This window comes from Clostridium sp. chh4-2, assembly GCF_002899675.1.
Taxonomy (GTDB): Bacteria; Bacillota; Clostridia; order Lachnospirales; family Lachnospiraceae; genus CHH4-2.
The window spans coordinates 264451-282014 of record NZ_PKUU01000002.1 but is presented as its reverse complement, the minus strand read 5'-3'; the positions used below and the strand labels follow the sequence as shown (position 1 = coordinate 282014).

General features: G+C 47.4%; 17 protein-coding genes. 2 read left to right on the top strand and 15 right to left on the bottom strand.

What is annotated here, in order from left to right; translation table 11 throughout:
• Window positions 1-9: 9 nt before the first annotated feature.
• The 13 genes from C0033_RS03175 to C0033_RS03115 all read right to left on the bottom strand — a co-directional run bounded on the left by C0033_RS03175 (window position 10) and on the right by C0033_RS03115 (window position 14094).
• Window positions 10-339: a DUF6145 family protein gene (locus C0033_RS03175; protein WP_103226402.1), complete on the bottom strand. Its 330-nt coding sequence runs from the start codon at window positions 337-339 to the stop codon at window positions 10-12.
• Between the two features lie 65 nt (window positions 340-404).
• Window positions 405-1379 carry a 6-phosphofructokinase gene (gene pfkA, locus C0033_RS03170; protein WP_103226401.1) on the bottom strand — a complete coding sequence of 325 codons (975 nt, stop codon included), beginning with the start codon at window positions 1377-1379 and terminating at the stop codon, window positions 405-407.
• A 77-nt stretch (window positions 1380-1456) separates the two neighbouring features.
• Complete coding sequence (locus tag C0033_RS03165) at window positions 1457-4939, bottom strand: DNA polymerase III subunit alpha (protein WP_103226485.1); 3483 nt, start codon at window positions 4937-4939, stop codon at window positions 1457-1459.
• A 93-nt stretch (window positions 4940-5032) separates the two neighbouring features.
• The gene (locus tag C0033_RS03160; RefSeq protein WP_103226400.1) at window positions 5033-5287 is read right to left on the bottom strand and encodes an HPr family phosphocarrier protein; all 255 of its coding nucleotides are present in this window, start codon (window positions 5285-5287) and stop codon (window positions 5033-5035) included.
• Window positions 5262-6263 carry a DNA-binding protein WhiA gene (whiA, locus tag C0033_RS03155; protein WP_103226484.1) on the bottom strand — a complete coding sequence of 334 codons (1002 nt, stop codon included), beginning with the start codon at window positions 6261-6263 and terminating at the stop codon, window positions 5262-5264. Before whiA ends, C0033_RS03160 begins: the two co-directional genes overlap by 26 nt.
• Window positions 6264-6332: 69 nt before the next feature.
• Complete coding sequence (gene rapZ / locus C0033_RS03150; RefSeq protein ID WP_103226399.1) at window positions 6333-7208, bottom strand: RNase adapter RapZ; 876 nt, start codon at window positions 7206-7208, stop codon at window positions 6333-6335.
• A gap of 20 nt (window positions 7209-7228) precedes the next feature.
• The gene (gene murB / locus C0033_RS03145) at window positions 7229-8137 is read right to left on the bottom strand and encodes a UDP-N-acetylmuramate dehydrogenase (RefSeq protein ID WP_103226398.1); all 909 of its coding nucleotides are present in this window, start codon (window positions 8135-8137) and stop codon (window positions 7229-7231) included.
• A gap of 17 nt (window positions 8138-8154) precedes the next feature.
• Window positions 8155-9084: an HPr(Ser) kinase/phosphatase gene (gene hprK, locus C0033_RS03140; RefSeq protein WP_103226397.1), complete on the bottom strand. Its 930-nt coding sequence runs from the start codon at window positions 9082-9084 to the stop codon at window positions 8155-8157.
• Window positions 9085-9192: 108 nt separating this feature from the next.
• A complete protein-coding gene (uvrC, locus tag C0033_RS03135) occupies window positions 9193-11052 on the bottom strand; it encodes an excinuclease ABC subunit UvrC (protein WP_347501019.1) in 1860 nt (619 codons plus the stop codon).
• Between the two features lie 8 nt (window positions 11053-11060).
• The gene (locus tag C0033_RS03130; protein WP_103226396.1) at window positions 11061-11570 is read right to left on the bottom strand and encodes a DUF1653 domain-containing protein; all 510 of its coding nucleotides are present in this window, start codon (window positions 11568-11570) and stop codon (window positions 11061-11063) included.
• Window positions 11570-12775, bottom strand: coding sequence for a putative glycoside hydrolase (locus C0033_RS03125; RefSeq protein ID WP_103226395.1), 1206 nt, complete (start codon window positions 12773-12775; stop codon window positions 11570-11572). The genes C0033_RS03130 and C0033_RS03125 overlap by 1 nt, the downstream gene beginning before the upstream one ends.
• 52 nt (window positions 12776-12827) lie before the next feature.
• Window positions 12828-13286 carry a methylated-DNA--[protein]-cysteine S-methyltransferase gene (locus C0033_RS27360; RefSeq protein ID WP_242984400.1) on the bottom strand — a complete coding sequence of 153 codons (459 nt, stop codon included), beginning with the start codon at window positions 13284-13286 and terminating at the stop codon, window positions 12828-12830.
• A gap of 37 nt (window positions 13287-13323) precedes the next feature.
• Complete coding sequence (locus tag C0033_RS03115; RefSeq protein ID WP_242984399.1) at window positions 13324-14094, bottom strand: DNA alkylation repair protein; 771 nt, start codon at window positions 14092-14094, stop codon at window positions 13324-13326.
• An 89-nt stretch (window positions 14095-14183) separates the two neighbouring features.
• Between C0033_RS03115 and C0033_RS03110 the strand changes: the two genes are divergently transcribed.
• Together C0033_RS03110 and C0033_RS26835 are read left to right on the top strand one after the other, a co-directional pair.
• A complete protein-coding gene (locus tag C0033_RS03110) occupies window positions 14184-15668 on the top strand; it encodes a DUF1846 domain-containing protein (protein WP_103226393.1) in 1485 nt (494 codons plus the stop codon).
• A 536-nt stretch (window positions 15669-16204) separates the two neighbouring features.
• Window positions 16205-16378 carry a hypothetical protein gene (locus C0033_RS26835; RefSeq protein ID WP_180994538.1) on the top strand — a complete coding sequence of 58 codons (174 nt, stop codon included), beginning with the start codon at window positions 16205-16207 and terminating at the stop codon, window positions 16376-16378.
• A gap of 140 nt (window positions 16379-16518) precedes the next feature.
• Here the strand turns inward: C0033_RS26835 and C0033_RS26830 are convergent, their stop codons facing one another.
• Both C0033_RS26830 and C0033_RS03105 read right to left on the bottom strand, forming a co-directional pair.
• Window positions 16519-16659 (bottom strand): hypothetical protein, encoded by a 141-nt coding sequence (locus C0033_RS26830; protein WP_180994537.1) that lies wholly within the window; start codon window positions 16657-16659, stop codon window positions 16519-16521.
• A gap of 20 nt (window positions 16660-16679) precedes the next feature.
• Window positions 16680-17444, bottom strand: a complete 765-nt coding sequence (locus tag C0033_RS03105; protein WP_103226481.1) for a M23 family metallopeptidase — start codon at window positions 17442-17444, stop codon at window positions 16680-16682.
• Window positions 17445-17564: the final 120 nt, after the last annotated feature.

Below are 17564 nucleotides of genomic sequence, written 5' to 3'. Positions count from 1 at the left end.
ATTCTCCGCTCATCCTATATCTTCTCCCAGATAAAATACTTTATAATAGAGTTCCAGCGATTCCAGCAATTCCTGCCGTTCCAGCTGAAATTGTTTGATTTTCAACACGCTGCCGATCTCATCGATGGTTCCGTCATATTCATTGGATTCCGTTTTGAATTCCAGGGTTCCGTCTTCTCCGAACTCCATGGTGAAAATTCCTCCCACCTCCTGAACGAACCAGACGCACATAATCTGAAGCTCTTTCTTAATGCTCTCCGGAAGTCCGGAAAATTCCTCATTAAAATAATATTTCTGCGTATAAGCGTTCGCCCCGCACAGAATCGTCCTGTCTTCCATATCCCTTTCCTTTCCAAATTGACAGAAAAGAAAGGTCCGTATAGAGAACCTTTCTTTTACTGTTCTTATCTGATTAACATCTTGCTGATCTCGTACTGATCTTCCGGGATATCCTTCTTCATAGCCAGAGCATCCTGAATATCGAAATCCATGAACTCACCGTGTTTATATCCCACCACGCGGTTGCTCTTGCCTTCCGCAAGGAGTTCCACCGCTTTTGCTCCCATGATGGAAGCGTATACCCTGTCCTTACAGGTTGGAGCGCCGCCTCGCTGCATGTGGCCCAGAATCGTGGCTCTCGTCTCTATGCCGGTTGCCGCTTCAATTCTTCTTGCCATGGAAGCGGAATGTCCGATTCCCTCCGCATTGATGATGATGTTGTGTTTCTTTCCCCGTTTTCTGTTCTCAATAATGCGGTTAATCAGTTTCTGCTCATCGCCGTCGTAACGCTCCGGAAGAAGAATGTCCTCTGCGCCGTTGGCGAATCCGCACCACAATGCGATATATCCTGCGTTACGTCCCATAACCTCAATAATGCTGCAGCGCTCATGGGATGTAGAAGTGTCACGCACCTTATCAATTGCTTCCATCGCCGTATTGACAGCCGTATCAAAACCGATGGTATAATCGGTACATGCGATATCGAGATCGATGGTTCCCGGAAGACCTATTGTGTTGACTCCGAGAGCGGATAACTTGCCTGCACCTCTGAATGAACCGTCGCCGCCGATAACGACAACTCCGTCTATTCCATGCTTTTTGCAGATCTCCGCACCCTTTTTTTGTCCTTCCGGCGTTGTAAATTCGGAACATCTGGCCGTGTAAAGAATAGTTCCGCCGCGGTGGATAATATCGGAAACGCTGGAGCTCTCCATGTCTACAATCTCTTCCTGCAAAAGTCCTGCATAGCCGCGCATAATGCCCTTAACTTTCATTCCTTTTCCAATTGCTACTCTTACTACTGAACGGATAGCTGCATTCATTCCAGGCGCATCTCCACCACTAGTCAACACACCGATTGTCTTTACTGCCTTTGCCATATCAAATTACCTCCCTGAATGTGCGTACCATTTAACTTATATTTTACTTACGTACTTTTTTTCATACAATCCCTATTCTAATTCATTTTCACCATCTTTTCAATAGCTTTTTCTACAACTTTGACATTATTTTCACCAAGTTTTTCCGTTAATACTGTCAACAGTTCTGAATCAGCCGACACATTCTGGTTCGCCGGAAGCACCTTTCTGGCCTTCTCTTTTTCCAGATAGATGACCACGCTGTCGTTCCCTTCCGACATTTTAAGCATCTCTAAAAGCTCCTGTTCTCCTGCCGTAAATGCCTCTTTATCCGGGTATTTCAGCCAAAGTTCGCGGGGAATGCTGGAAAATGGAATCACGCGCTCGCAGATCACCTTGCCCACCGGTTCCTCGCCGATGGACGCGCGGCCCTGGATAAACACCTTGGCCTCTTCCGTAAAAAGTTCTCTCTTGCTTTCGTAATCCCTTGGGAAAATGATGACTTCCACCGATCCCACCAGGTCTTCAAGAGTGATAAATGCCATCATCTGATTCGTTCTTGTAGTCTTTACCGTTTTGCCGGTTATCATACCTCCAATGATAACCTTGGCGCCGTCTCTTACCCTGGCATGTTCCGTTTCTTCATCCACAATAAAGTCAGTGGCCATGGCCGTAATATTTTTCCTCCAGGTCTCTTCATAAGCTTCCATAGGATGTCCGCTTACATAGATCCCCAGCGTCTCTTTTTCAAATGCCAGCAGCTCTTCCTTTGGAAATTCACCCACATTGGGAAATGTGATCTGAAAGCTCTCTTTCTCTTCCTCGGGAGCAAAATCGAACAGCGTCATCTGGCCCTCTAAGCTGCTCTTCCTCTCCTTATTCTTCTGGTCAAGCAGCGCCGGAGCAACTAAAAGCTTCTGTTTTCTCGTACCCGGCAGAGTATCGAGAGCGCCGGACTTGATAAAGTTCTCCAAGGTACGCTTATTGACCTCTTTATTGCTCATTCGGTCGATAAAATCCTCCATGGAAGAAAACGTTCCATTCTGTTCCCTCTCCCTGATAATCATCTCGACCACTGATTTTCCAACGCTCTTAATGGCGGACAAACCGTATCGGATGGAATCTCCCGACACGGAAAAGCCGCTCTCTCCTTCATTGATATCAGGCGGCAGGATGTTGATTCCCATCTGGCGGCAGGTCAGGATATACTCCGAAATCTTGGTCACATTATCCATAACCGAAGTCATAAGAGCCGCCATAAATTCTTTTGTATAGTAGTATTTCAAATAGGCGGTCTGATAGGACACCACAGCATAGCAGGCGGCATGAGACTTATTAAACGCATATTTTGCGAAGTCAATCATCTCATCATAGATGGTATTGGCAACCTTCTCATCAATGCCGTTGTTCACACAGCCTTTTACGCCCTCTTCCTCATTGCCGTATACGAAGTTCTTCCGCTCTTTTTCCATGACGGAAGATTTCTTCTTGGACATGGCTCTTCGTACCAGATCGCTTCGTCCCATGGTATAACCGGCCAGGTCCCGGACGATCTGCATAACCTGTTCCTGATAGACGATACAGCCGTAAGTAGGGCCTAAAATCGGTTCCAGCTGAGGGCAGTCATAGGTTATCGACTTTCTGTCGTTCTTTCCCTGAAGATATTTGGGAATAAAATCCATGGGGCCCGGGCGGTACAGAGAGATTCCGGCGATGATATCTTCCAGATTCTCCGGCTTCAGCTCTTTCATAAAGCCCTTCATCCCGCCGCTTTCCAGCTGGAACACGCCCACGTTTTTACCTGTTCCGATGGATTCCAATACTTTTTTATCATTGTAATCGATCTTGTTGAGATCAATTGTAATCCCATGATTCTTTTCAGCCTGGCGGACCGCATTCTGGATTACGGTCAGGGTTCTAAGACCCAGAAAATCCATCTTCAAAAGCCCCAGTTCCTCCAATGTGGTCATGGTAAACTGGGTTGTGATAGAACCGTCCGCCGCTCTGGAAAGGGGAACGTAATTGTCCACGGAAGTCCGGCTGATAACAACTCCTGCCGCATGCATGGACGTATGTCTTGGAAGTCCTTCCAGACGCATGGACATATCGATCAGGTATTTAACCTCTCCGTCTTCATTATAAGCCTTTCTCAGGTCCGGGCTCTGTTTCAGCGCCTTTTCCAGAGTCATTCCCAGATCGCCCGGTATCATCTTGGCGATGGCGTCGCACCGGGCATAGGGCATGTCTAATGCCCGGCCCACATCCCGGACCACACCCTTGGCAGCCAGAGTACCGAAGGTCACGATCTGAACCACCTGTTCTTTTCCGTACTTCTCCACCACATAGTCGATCACTTCCTGCCTCCGTTCGAAGCAGAAATCGATATCGATATCCGGCATGGATACACGTTCCGGGTTTAAGAAACGTTCGAACAGCAGGTTATAGCGGATCGGATCGATATCCGTGATCTCCAGGCAGTAGGAAACGATGCTTCCGGCCGCCGATCCTCTTCCCGGCCCCACGATGATATCGTGAGACTTGGCAAAATGAATGAAATCCCATACGATCAGGAAATAATCCACATATCCCATGGTATGAATGACATCCAGTTCGTATTCCAGCCGTTCTTTCAGGGTTCCGTCATCATCAGGATACCGTTTTTTCATGCCGTCGTCGCAAAGCTTATTCAGGTAAGACCAGGAATCATATCCTTCCGGCACATCATACTTGGGCAGCTTGGTAACGCCGAATTCGATCTCCACGTTACAACGCTCCGCGATCTTATGGGTGTTTTCCAGCGCTTCCAAAGCATAGGGAAACAGCTGCTTCATCTCGTCTTCCGATTTACAGAAATACTGGCCGCCTTCATACCTCATTCTGTTTTCATCCGTCACCTTTTTTCCGGTCTGGATACAGAGAAGAATATCATGAGGCGCCGCGTCTTCCGCAAAGGTATAATGAACATCGTTTGTTGCAACAAGGGGGATGTTCAGTTCCTTACTCATTCTCAAAAGCCCCTGATTGACAGATTTCTGAGCCGGAATTCCATGATCCTGCAGCTCTAAATAATAATTTCCCTTGCCGAACAGCTCTTCATGGCGAAGGGCGCATTTTTTCGCCTCTTCATACATTCCTCGTTCCAACAGCCTTTGGACTTCACCGGCCAGACAGGCGCTGAGGGCGATAATTCCCTCATGGTACTGGGAAAGTACCTCAAAATCCACCCTCGGTTTATAATAAAATCCATCCACAAAACCCTTGGAAACGATCTTCATCAGGTTCTGGTATCCTACGTTGTTCTCCGCCAGAAGCACCAGATGATAATACCGGTCTTCTCCATGGACCGTCTCACGGTCAAACCGGCTGTTGGGCGCAACATAGACCTCACAGCCGATGATAGGTTTTATCCCCACATCCCTGGCCGCTCGGTAAAAATCGATTACTCCATACATGACTCCATGATCGGTAATCGCAATACTGTCCATGCCAAGTTCCTTTGCCCTGGCCGTCAGTTCCTTAATCTTACTGGAGCCATCCAACAAACTGTATTCCGTATGGACATGTAAATGGGTAAATGCCATGTAATTCTCTCCTTTGTTAAAATCTGAAACCAGTATATCATAAATCACAGAAATATAAAAGGCACGCTGCCCGCGTGCCTCCTTCTTCTGCCACTAGTTGCTCTTTAAATATTTTTCAATATCAGAAACAGCCTGCTCTTCGTCTGAACCGTCCGCGCTGATCGTTATCTCTTCTCCTGCCGCAAGTCCTAATGTCATCATGCCCATGATGCTCTTTGCATTCACGCGTTTGTCTCCGCACTCCACATAAATGCTGCTCTCATACTGACTGGATACCTGTACCAGCATTGCTACCGGTCTTGCTTCCAAACCTGATGCCAATTCAATTGTTATTGTTTTTTTCAACATAATTATCCTCCTCATGCTCTCTGCTCATACTTTTCTCGCGCAATTCTTCTGCTAAAGTACTAAGCTTTCTAAGTCGGTGATTCACTCCTGATTTTCCAACAGGAGGGTCAAGAGCCTCCCCTAGCTCTTTTAAAGTTGCATCCGGCCTTAAAAGGCGCAGCCGTGCCATCTGCTCCAGATTTTCCGGCAGTCCGTCAAAGCCAATTGTATCTTTGATATAGGTTATATCTTCAATCTGCTTCACAGCAGCTGATACCGTCTTATTGATGTTGGCGGTTTCACAGTTCACCTGTCGGTTCACACTGTTGCGCATCTCCTTTAAGATCCTGATATTCTCAAGCTCCATAAGGGATATGGGCGCCTCCATCACGTTCAGGATGTCCACAATCTGACTTCCTTCTTTAATGTAAACTACATAATATTTTTTCCTGACCACAATCTTAGCGTCTAATCCAAAGGTTGCGATCATGTTCTTCAGCTGTTCCGCCTTGGGCCTTGCAGCACAGACGATCTCAAAATGGTAAAATTTTTCCGGATCGCTGATGGAACCCGATGCGAGGAACGCGCCTCTGATAAATGCTCTCCTGCAGCAGGACTGCTGTATCACCAGATTGCCTACCAGAGAAAGGTTTTCCCCAATCTCTCCATGAGAATCCAGGATTCTGGTCGCCTGCAGTACCCGCAGCGCATCCTCATGCTTTTTTATTACAATCACATACGTGATGTTTTTTTTCTGGTATGTACTGCGCCGAATCGAGACATCAGTACTTATATTAAATGTTTTTTTCAATAATGTAAAGTACTTTCTTGCAACTGCCACATTTTCTGTTTGAATTTTTATGCAGAAATGATCGTGTTCCGAGATCATAATTTTCCCGCAAAGGCTGATAATTGCGGCAATTTCCGCTATTTTACAATGCCTTGCAGCGCTCTGCTGTCTGGAAAGTTCATCTTTTACCCTGGATGAAAATGACATACGAACCTCGATTTCCCCGCCCCGGCGGCTGATATTCATAAAAGAGGGCCTGTTTTAACTGCCTGCCTTCTATTTTTTCAGTTTACTATCTTTTTCTATATCCCGGTGTTCAATCTTAACCCCCAGCTCTTCCTGGCTGCTCAGGTGGGCATATACCGCATTGGCAACCGTAACCGATCTGTGCTTTCCACCGGTGCAGCCGACTGCAATCACCAGCTGGTTTTTCCCCTCCAGCACATAATTGGGAAGCAGAAAGTCCAGCATGTCAAACAGCTTCTTTAAAAATTGTTCCGCAGTTCCTCCCTGCATCACAAAATCCCTGACCTCACTGTCGTTGCCCGTTTTGGGACGGAGCGCCTCTACATAGTAGGGATTGGGAAGAAAACGGACGTCGAATACCAGATCCGCATCCGAAGGAATACCGTATTTAAATCCAAAGGACAGGACGGTTACAAATAAATTGTTATACTTCTGGTCATCTACAAAAATCTTCTCCAGCTCCTGCCTGAGCTCCTTTGTGAGCAGCTGGCTGGTATCGATGATATAGTCCGCCCGCTCCTTTAAAAAAGCCAGCTTATCCCGCTCTTTTTCGATCCCCCTGTCGATCCGGCCGGAACCGGCCAAAGGATGAGACCGCCTGGTTTCTTTGTAACGCTTAATTAAAACCTGGTCGCTGGCGTCCAGAAACAGGATTTCAAACGGCAGTTTATTCCTTTTCCATCCTGACATGACCTGATTAAGCTTTGAAAGTTCCTCCCCGCTCCTGATATCAATGCCAAGAGCGGCTTTGCTGTGCCCGCCGAAATTCATCACAGTCAGCTCGGCAAATTTTTCCATCAGCGGTATGGGAAGATTATCCACGCAGTAAAATCCGATATCTTCCAGCATTTTGAGCGCAATGGTCTTTCCCGCTCCCGACATTCCAGTCACTATTACCAGTTTCACCGTTTTATCCTCCGCAAATATTAAAATTTCCCAATCATTTTAACTTCCATTTCCAAATCCACGCCGAAATTATCCTTTACCCTCTCCTGCACCTGTCGGCAAAGGTTTACAACGTCAGACGCCGTGGCATGATCCCTGTTGATCACAAAACCACAGTGTTTTTCCGATACCTGGGCCCCCCCTGACCGGAATCCGCGAAGGCCGGAATCCTGAATCAGTTTGCCCGCAAAATATCCGGCCGGCCTTTTAAACGTGCTTCCGGCGCTTGGATATTCCAAAGGCTGTTTCTCACGCCTCTGTCTGGCCAGCTCATCCATCTTCTCCCTGACCGCTTCCTTGTCCCCTGGTTCCAGCAGTATGACCGCTTCCAGCACAATATATCCATTGGAAGGAATGCAGCTTTTCCGGTATCCCAGTTCCAGTTCTTTAAGGGAGAGGTTTCTGATTTCCCCTTCCCCGGTCAGCACGCGCGCCGATTCCAGCACGCATTTCATCTCAGAGCCATAGGCTCCGGCGTTCATAACCACCGCTCCTCCCAGAGTTCCCGGGATTCCTGCGGCAAATTCAAAACCGGTTAAAGACGCTTCCAGAGCGGATTTGGCGATTTTGGAAAGCAGGGTTCCTGCTCCGGCCGTAATCCGCTTTCCTTCCACTCTGCAGTAATTCCAGTTTTCGCTCATGGAGATGATCACGCCGTCATAACCCAAATCACCCACTAAAAGGTTGCTTCCATTTCCAATAATATAATAAGGCACATGTTCCGCTTTGCACAGGCTCACCACGCCGGACAGCGCGGCTTCATCACTAGGTGTCACATACCAGGAAGCAGGGCCGCCCACACGGAAGGTGGTGTGATTCTTCATCATCTCCTGCGTTTTTACAGACTCAGCACCCGCTGCTTCCACCAGTTTTGAATGAAATACATCCATAAATTCCTTACCTCAGACTAATCATTTTTTCTAGACAAATTCGCCTGTACTCGTTTGTAAAGCTCCTGGGCTGCATTGTAGCCCATCTTTTTCTGCCTGTAGTTAACAGCGGCAGATTCCACGATAATCGCTAAATTTCTGCCCGGACGGATCGGGATGGAATGGCAGACCACTTTATTGCCTAAAAATTCCGTATACTGGTCTTCCAGACCAAGGCGGTCATATTCCTTATCCTTATTCCAGTCTTCCAGTTTGATTACCATATCGATGGACTGGGTGTCCTTCACGCTTTCCACACCGAATAAGGCTTTTACGTCGATAATTCCGATACCGCGCAGCTCGATAAAATGTTTTGTAATATCAGGCGCGCTTCCGATCAAAGTCTCATCGCTGACTTTGCGGATCTCCACCACATCGTCCGTTACAAGACGGTGTCCGCGTTTAATCAGTTCCAAAGCCGCCTCGCTCTTGCCGATGCCGCTTTCTCCCATGATCAAAACGCCTTCGCCGAATACGTCCACCAGCACGCCGTGAATGCTGATACACGGAGCCAGTTTCACTTTCAGCCAGCGAATCACCTCTGCCATCAGATCTGATGTGGATTTTTCAGACACCAGACACGGCACATCATAATAAGTACAAAGGGCAATCATATCTTCATCCGGCATCTGCCCGCGGCTGTACACCAGGCAGGGTACTTTGCTTGCGAGAAGCTTATTGTACATCTCCTTCTTACGCTCCAGAGTCAGGGTCTTTATATACTCCTGCTCCACATATCCGATGATCTGCACCCTCTCTTTGTCAAAATGATCGAAAAATCCGGCCAGCTGCAGCGCGGGCCTGTTTACATCCGGATGGGATAATACAATCTTTTCCGTATCGATCTCCGGCGTTGTATTTTTCAAATTCATCTTTTCAATTAATTCTTTAATGGTGACACCATGCATGATATCATTCTCCTTCTAACAAGTATTTTTTAATACTAATGTAAAAACACAGACCTACTAAACAGTTACATACTAACACAAATTTATCCGCTTGTCATTACCTGTTCCTTAATGGAAGAAATCATAAACGCTTTGGGCCGCCTGCCGGTTCATGCCCGGAGCGCCTGCCAGCTCTTCAAGCGTGGCTTCTTTTACCGCCTCTATGGATTTAAACTGGCGCATCAGAGCCTTTCTTCTGGTAGGTCCAATTCCCGAAATATCATCCAGAATAGATTTCACCTGGCCTTTATTTCTCAGACTTCTGTGATACTCAATGGCAAATCTGTGGGCTTCATCCTGAATCCTGGTGATCAGCCGGAAGCCCTCCGAGTGTTTATCGATGGGGATCTCCACATTCTGATAATACAATCCTCTGGTCCGGTGGTTGTCATCCTTTACCATACCGCAGACCGGAATGGACAATTTCAGCTCATTCAGAACCTCCAACGCCACATTTACCTGGCCTTTTCCGCCGTCCATCATGATCAGATCCGGAAATCTGGTAAAGCTTCCAAAGGATTCATCCATGCCTTTTTCCTTTAAAAGATCCGCTTCCTCCAGTCCGTGACTGAACCTTCTTGTCAGCACCTCTTTCATGGAAGCGTAATCATTGGGGCCCTTGACCCATTTGATCTTAAATTTCCGGTAATCGTTCCGCTTTGGTTTTCCGTCCTCATATACGATCATGGAACCTACGGATTCGATACCGCTGGTATTGGAGATATCGAAGGCTTCGATTCTTCTGATCCCGGTCAGCCCCAGCCATTCTCCCACCTGGTTCATGGCGCCTCTCGTTCTTAACTCTTCCCGCTTGATCTTTTCTTTATCCTGCGACAGCACAAGAGCCGCATTTTTCTCCGCCAGCTCAACTAAGCGCTCTTTCTGGCCTTTCTGCGGCACGGTGATCCTTACCTTCTGCCCCCGTTTAGCGCTCAGCCATTCCGAGATCACCCCACTGTCCTCCAGCTCCGTCTGAACCCATAATTCCCTGGGAACAAACGGGGTTCCGGCATAGAACTGCTTCACAAAACTGGTCAGGATTTGTTTGGAATCCTCCGCCGTAGCCACAGTCACGTGAAAATGCTCCCGGCCGATCAGGCGGCCGTCCCTGACGAAAAACACCTGCACCACCGCATCCTTCTCATCCTTTGCCATGGCGATAATATCCCGGTCTTCCATACTGCTGCTGGTAATTTTCTGCTTCTGTGCAATCTGCTTCACGCTGTTTAACAGCTCCCGGTATTCGATTGCCTTTTCAAAATCCAGTTCATCTGATGCCGCCTGCATCTTCTGCTCCAAAGATTTTATCACCGGGCCGTACTGGCCGTTTAAGAAATCCAGCGCCTGCCCTATGGATTTTGCATATTCTTCCCTGCTTATATATCCCTGGCACGGAGCATCGCACTGTTTGATGTGGTAGTTCAGGCAGGGACGGTCTTTTCCTATATCCTTGGGAAGATTTCTGTTGCAGGTCCTTATCCTGTAAATCTTATGGATCAGATCTATGGTATCCTTCACCGCTCCTGCGCTGGTATAGGGGCCGAAATACTTATTTTTATCCTTCTTCATCTCCCTGGCAAACAGCACCCTGGGAAATTCTTCGTTAACCGTCACCTTAATATAGGGGTAACTCTTGTCATCCTTCAGCATGGTATTGTAGCGCGGACGGTGCTCTTTAATCAGATTGCATTCCAAAACCAACGCTTCCAGTTCCGAATCCGTGATAATGTATTCAAATCTGGCGATTCTGGACACCATCTGCTCGATCTTAGCAGTCTTATTCCGGCTGCTCTGAAAGTATTGGCGGACCCGGTTTTTCAGGCTGATTGCCTTTCCCACATAGATGATCTCATCCTTACTGTCATGCATGATGTATACGCCCGGCTGTGACGGCAGTTTTTTTAATTCTTCCTCTATGTTAAACACCATTTCACCACCTATCTCAACCGGCTTCCGTCATACCGTCTCTGCATCTTTAAAAAGCCTTCCACTTCATCCAGCTGTTTCTCGATGCTTCCCTGCCCTTTTTGAAGGTCCAAAGCCAGGAAAATGCTGTCCAGCTCCTTTTCGCCGATCTTTCCTCTCATGGAGGTCAGAATACTCAGCTTTTCATCCCAGCTTTCCGCGTCCAGAAATGCCAGGACGCATGGCTTCAAACCGGGTTCTTCCTCGGTCTCTTCCCAGGCCGGTTCTTCCTGGTTTTCCGCTTCTTTTTCCAATTCCACTTTTTCGAATCTGTATTTCTGCGCTACTTCCGGGTATTTTTCATGGTCCACCTCGCTGACAAACATGGACAGCGGACGGACATAAGTCCTGAAATCCCCGTAAAGCGCCTGGTATACCACCATATGTTCCCCTGTTTCCGTATGTTCCGCAACAGTCAGAACCTGATATAGTTTATCCTTGAAATGCCGGTAAAATTCCCCCGGTTTTGGTATTCTTTCCATTAATTTTCTCTCTCCAATCCTTTCCATTCATAGGTGCAGGCCGCATCCCAGAAGATCCATTCTTCATACCCGGCGTCGTAAACCGCCTGAATCTGCGCTTTCACCTGTTCCGGTCCATAGGTAATGTAATGCTCCAGATAAGACGCGGTGAAATCCTGAAGCCATGGCCTTACGACAGCCAGATTTTCTTGTTTTACCGCATCCGATCCCGTAGCAAGATCCGCCTTTGATCCCAAAAGGGCCGCCAGAATCGTATCATATGGCTTCGTATCCGGGTGTTCGATCCCAAAATTACCGTCCGCATAATGGGACGGATAGATCATGGGACAAATATAGTCCAGATGCTTTGCCATCTCATAATAAATCTGGCCCACTGAATTGGCATCCTGCTCGCTTCCTATAATCGCTCCAAACACGTCTGCGGAAACAAACAGTCCCGCTTCCTTTAACGGCTCATAAGCATAGGTAATAAATTCCGTAATAATATCCGTCTTGCTCCGCCCTTTGGTATCTTCCTCGTCAAACACTACCTGCTTCATCCCTTTTTCCGTAGAAAAGCGGATATAGTCGAACTGAACTTCATCAAATCCTGCCTCAGCGGCCGCTTTTCCCACCTCGATCAGATAATCCCAAACTTCCTTTTTATATGGATTGACCCATGCCAGCCCTTTGTTATCCCGGTACAGAGACCCATCCGCCTTCTTTAAGCTCCATTCCGGCTTTGCCTCCGCCAGATAGGGATCACGGAATGCCACCACCCTGGCGATCACATAGATGTCCCGCTCCTTCAGCTTCTTAATCAATTCGTCCACATCACTGATATATGGTTTACAGGCTCCGATTTCATTTACCACAGGGGTGTCCATGGGAAATGTAATCCTGCCGTCGTCATTTTTCACATCGATAACCACCGCATTTACCTGGGACTTATCGATCTCAGCCAGGATGTTGTCCATAAGTTTAGGCGTTCCCGCAATATAGGCGGAAAGATAGATGCCCTTCACCTGTTTCGGCACCCTTGTATCCACCTCTTCTTCCGGCTGGGTCTGCGCCTCCGTTTCCACAGGAGTTTCCGTCTCTTTGGTTTCCTCCTGCCTAATCCCTTCTGTAGTTTCTTCCGCCGCAGGCGGCTCAGGAACCGCCTGGTATCTGGCGCACCCGGAAAGAAACAGCGCCATGGCAATTAACAGTATTCTTTTTTTCATCTACTTCTCCCATTACAGCAAATAATAATAAAGCAAATAACTAATTCCTATGTTAAAGCTTACCCTGTTCCAGCTCTAATAATGCCTGTTTTATGTCCAATCCTCCGCCATATCCGGTCAAACTTCCGTCGGCCCCAATCACTCTGTGACATGGCACCAGAATCGCAATGGGATTTCTGTTATTCGCCATTCCCACCGCGCGGCCTGCCTTTGCATTACCGGCCATTGCGGCGACCTGTCCATAAGATCTGGTTTCTCCATAGGGGATTTTTTGCAGCTGTTTCCACACATTTAATTGAAACTCCGTTCCATTCATGGACAGGGGAAGGTCAAACTCTTTTCTCCTGCCTTTCAGATATTCCAAAAGCTGCTCTTTTGCCTTTTCAAGCAGCGGAGTCGGTTCCTGCCGTCCCTTTTCTTCCTTTAAAAAATGGAGTTCACAAATCCCTGCGCCATCTTCACTGATGCGCACGGTTCCCAATCTGGTATCCACATAAATGCTTTTCTTCACCCGGCACCTCGTTTCCGCTTTCCTTTTAAAAGCCTTTCTATTCCCGCTTCATTAAGCGTATTCTGTCCTTTGTCTCCCGGTCCACGCACCGAGATTCCCTTATCTTTTGCAGCGCTTTATTATAGGTCCAATCATCCAGACAGTTTCTCTTTAAATATTCCATGGTTATCTCCGGAAAGTTCACAAAATAGATGGAGACAGCCCAAGCTTTCGCCATCTTTACATAATATCCCGAATGACAGATTCTGTCAAACCATTCAAACGCCTGTTCCGCATATTTTTCTTCCATATAGTGAAAGATCATCATCACGATGCCAAACCGTATCACATATTCTCTGTCATCCCCCAGGCACCCTTCCAGATACCTCCACCCCCTATCCTTATCCGTCCTCACGGACTTCAATCCACTGCAAAAGCTGTCACATACCGACCAGTTATCAATCTTAGGAAGAAACCCGGTAACATAAGGCTCCAATACATCCCAAGTCTCCTTCGCATATCCCAGCACCATCCCCTGAAGCATAATCTCCTCATAGGTATCGTCCGAGGCCCCTTCCATATATTCCTTCCATCCTTCTTTAACTGCCTTTTTTGCCAGTTTTCTAAGCTGCGGCAGCCGAACCCCAATCACCCTCTCATCCGCCACTCCCGGCATCAGCCGGACTGTAAATTCCTTAAACTTCAAATCCGCCAAGGGATACAGTTCTTCTTTTATATTCACATTGATTCCTGCCTTTACTGCTTTTGATTCCCAGTCCGCCGTGAGGAGACGCGTTCTTCCCTGTTCCGGCTGACGGTTCATTTTCATTTTAGCTTATAAAGTTTAATTTGCAATGTCTTTTTCAGAAGTTTTATGGTACAATGGGTGTAGATTTTTGTAAAAATGAGGGAGAGCTTATGAAATTAGGATTTGATAACAACAAATATTTAGCAATGCAGTCTGAACACATCCGCGAACGCATCAGCCAGTTCGGGGATAAATTATATCTGGAATTCGGAGGCAAACTGTTTGATGATTACCATGCGTCCCGCGTCCTTCCCGGCTTTGCGCCTGACAGTAAACTGAGCATGCTGCTTCAGTTATCCGAGCAGGCTGAAATTGTGATCGCTATCAGCGCATCCGATATAGAAAAGAATAAAGTCCGTCATGATCTGGGCATCACTTACGATTTAGACGTGCTCCGCCTGATCCAGTCATTTACCGATAAGGGGCTGTATGTAGGAAGCGTGGTTATCACCCAGTATTCCGGCCAGAACAGCGCGGACATCTTTAAAAACAAACTGGAAAAGATGGGCATCAAAGTCTACCGCCATTACACCATCGACGGGTATCCCAACAACATCTCTCTGATCGTCAGCGACGAAGGTTACGGAAAGAATGATTACATCGAAACCTCCAAACCTCTGGTGATTGTCACCGCCCCCGGTCCGGGAAGCGGCAAGATGGCAGCCTGTTTATCTCAGCTTTACCACGAAAACAAGAGGGGAATCAAAGCCGGCTATGCCAAATTTGAAACCTTCCCAATCTGGAATATTCCATTAAAACACCCGGTAAACCTGGCCTATGAAGCGGCCACCGCCGATTTAAATGACGTCAATATGATCGATCCCTTCCATCTGGAAGCTTATGGACAGACTACAGTCAATTATAACCGTGACGTGGAGATCTTCCCGGTTCTCAATGCCATCTTTGAAGGAATCTACGGAAGCAGCCCTTACAAGTCCCCTACCGATATGGGCGTGAACATGGCCGGAAACTGCATCATGGACGACGCCGTATGCCAGGAAGCTTCCAAACAGGAGATCATCCGCCGGTACTATCAGGCCTTAAACCGCCTTGTAAAAGATGAAAGCGCATCCTCTTCGGATGAAGTATATAAGATCGAACTGCTGATGAAACAGGCCAAGATCACTCCCCAGTTCCGCAGCGTCGTAGACGCCGCCAATAACCTGGCCGCTGTCAAGAATTCTCCGGCCGCAGCTTTAGAGCTGCCAAACGGCAAGATCGTCACAGGCAAGACAAGCGATCTGTTAGGCGCTTCCGCCGCCGTACTTCTGAATGCGGTAAAAGAACTGGGTGAAATCCCGGACGACGTGCACTTGATCGCGCCTTCCGCAATTGAACCGATTCAGGGATTGAAGGTCAATTACCTGGGCAGCAAAAATCCCCGCCTTCATACCGATGAAATCCTGATCGCTCTCTCCATGAGCGCCGCCCATGATCCTGTGGCACAAAAAGCAATGGACCAGCTTCCTCTTCTGAAGGGCTGCCAGGTTCATACCTCTGTGATGCTGTCGGATGTGGATATCAAGGTATTCAGCAAGCTGGGGCTTCAGCTGACTTCCGAACCCGTTTATGAACACAAGAAGATTTATCATTAACCAATAAGTATAAAATCAAAAACACACAAAGGGTCTGTTGCAAATCTTTATTTAGTGGACTAAGAAACGCCGAAAAGAAGGGGGAACCTGGGCGGGCGGCGGAAATAATAAGGGATAGGGGATTCGAGTTTCGCCCCTAAGAGGTACTAAGGCCGCCAAAAACGGAAAAAGGCAGAGCGGCGCCCATTCGCAGTGAACTCCTGATGACTTCACTGCTCAAGGGGCGCCTCAAATACTGATTCGGTATTCAGTATTTGTCTGCCTTTTTCCGTTTCTGCCGACCAAGTACCTCTAAGGGTCTGCAAACGATCCCCTATCCCTTATTATTTCCGCCGCCCGCCCAGGTTCCCCCTTCTTTCCGGCTGTTGCTTGGCTAGCTAAGGAAAAAAGATTTGGTGGATGAAAAAGTAAATTTTTACATCCACCGTTAAGTCTTTTTCAGAAAAGCTTTCACCATTTAATGTAAAGGGTGAGGTCATTTTGCGAAATTCCTTGACGTTTAAAGTAAAATTGAAGTCATTTCTGAAAATCCCTTCATGATCTATGTAAATTTGGCTTTACGTAAATACCAATGCATAACATTGTTTTTAACCAAGCCAGCGAAAACCAGCCCGGAATCGGGATTCGGAGCCGGGAGACGAAGGTCGGAGGGGCCATCCGGGCCGGGAAAGGAAGATGCAGACAGATCGGATCGTATGGAACCCCTTTAGAACTACTTAGTCCCGTAAGAGCAGAACGAGGCAGGTAGAAACTGATTTCCGTGTCAGTTTCTAAGGCGCCCTTGAGCAGCGAAGTCATAAAGAGTTCACTGCGAATGGCGCCGGCCTGCCTCGTTCTGCCCTTATGGGTCTTAGTAGTTCTTAGGGGCGAATCCCGAATCCGATCTGGCTGCATCTTCCTTCCCCGGCCCGGACGGCCCCTCCGACCTTCGTCTCCCGGCTCCGAATCCCGATTCCGGGCGTACCTTTCCGCCAAATCTGTTAAATAACAATTTTATGCGGCAGCACTTTTTTACTGAAGGTAATCCAGAGGATCTACGGTTTTATCCTGGTGCTTCATTTCCAGGAAAAGGTTGGTGCCCTCTACAGAATAGTATTTTGTCGGCTCGGATACATAGCCGATGATCTGTCCCTGTTCCATGTATTCATTTTCTACAACCTGAATATCCTTTAACTGGCCGCAGGTAACCGAATAGTCATTTCCCAGATCCAAAACCACATAATTTCCGATTTCTTCGTTGGAACCAACTTCCTGTACTCTGGCGTTAGAAGGCGCTGATACAGGGTCGCTGACATCTCCCTGAATCACCAGGCCCGGATTGCATTTGTACTGATCCAGAGTCGGGAAATAGATTGTGGATTCCATGCTGTAATCTAAAAGTACGTTTCCAAATACCGGCCAGGTCATCTTGCTGGCATCCGTAAAATTGAGGACTAATGGGGTTGCGGCGTCTTTGCCTGCACCTACCTGGGCGATGGGCTCATCGATGGTTCCCTCTGCCAATCCTCTTGTTTCCTCCACGGGGAGTTCTTCTTTATCCGTATCGGTAGGTTTCACTGCATTGGAATTGCCGGCCACCTGTGTCTGCTGCGGCGCAGTTTCCCCTGCGATATATCCTCCCGGTTCCTGGATCTCCATGTATGGATTTTCTTCCCCTTGCTGGTTTCCTCTTTGAATGGTAACAACTCCTGCTGCCGCTACAATAGTCAGCAGGCCTAGCACTAACATGACAAGAAACAGTTTGTCCTTGAACATTTGGTTTACTTTCTCTTTCACTTTTCTCACCTCGGTAATATTCTTACCAAAGACAAGATAGTTATACAGAAAGATAAAATAATTTTTTTGAAATTTTGCCCCATATAACAAGAATCCATGAAAAAATATTAATGAAATATT